Origin of the sequence: Streptomyces sp. NPDC127068 (assembly GCF_042724695.1) — a bacterium.
Taxonomy (GTDB): domain Bacteria; phylum Actinomycetota; class Actinomycetes; order Streptomycetales; family Streptomycetaceae; genus Streptomyces.
In genome coordinates, this window is record NZ_JBHXEN010000132.1 from 1 (window position 1) to 1,023 (window position 1,023).

1 protein-coding gene is annotated in these 1,023 nt (G+C 67.1%); it reads left to right on the plus strand.

The features are described from left to right. Positions 1 to 1,023: amino acid adenylation domain-containing protein (locus ACFWIA_RS35140; RefSeq protein WP_387011338.1), on the plus strand; the 1,023-nt coding region annotated here is incomplete at both ends.

Below are 1,023 nucleotides of genomic sequence, written 5' to 3' on the forward strand. Positions count from 1 at the left end.
GCCCTCGAGTACGGCGAACAGTGCATTTCTTATGGTGAGTTGAATGTGCGGGCGAACCGGTTGGCGCACTGGTTGATTGGTGAGGGTGTTGGTCCCGAGCGGTTGGTGGCGTTGGAGCTACCGCGTTCGGTGGATCTGGTGGTGGCGGTGCTTGCGGTGCAGAAGGCTGGTGGTGCCTATTTGCCGGTTGATCCGGCGTATCCCCGTGAGCGCCGGGAGTTCATGCTGCGTGACGCGGCTCCGTTGCTGGTCTTGGATGCGCAGTCGATGACCCGGGACGTGTCCGGGCTGCCGGACACTGACCCGGGCGTTGTGGTCGAGCCCGGCCATCCGGCGTATGTGATCTACACGTCCGGCTCCACCGGCACTCCCAAGGGCGTCGTTGTTACCCATCGTGGGGTGTCGAGTCTTGCGCGGGCGCAGCGGGATCGCCTGGGTGTGGGTGCGGGTAGTCGGGTGCTGCAGTTCGCGTCCCCGAGCTTCGACGCCGCGGTCTGGGAGTTGGTGGTCGCCTACTCCTTTGGTGCCACGCTGGTGGTCCCGGACGGCGACCGCATGGTCGGCGAGGCATTGCAGGAGCTGCTGGCGGAGCGGCGCATCACCCACGCGCTGATCCCGCCCTCGGTGGTGGGCACCCTCTCGCCGGCCGCCGCTGAGGAGCTCACGGGCTTCCGGTGTCTGGTCGTCGGCGCCGAGGCGGCGCCGCCGGAGTTGGTGGCGCGGTGGTCGCGGGGCGGGCGGCTTGTGGTGAACGCGTACGGGCCGACGGAGTCGACTGTCTGTGTGTCGATGAGTGGCGCGCTCACTGGTGATGGTGTGGTGCCGATTGGGCGTCCGGTAGTTAACACGCGGGTGTTTGTGCTTGATGCTGTGCTTCGGCCGGTTCCGGTTGGTGTGGTGGGTGAGCTGTATGTGTCCGGTGAGGGCCTGGCGCGTGGCTATGTGGGTCGTGCGGGTTTGACGGCGGAGCGGTTCGTGGCCAGCCCGTTCGAGTCCGGTGCGCGGATGTATCGCTCTGGTGAC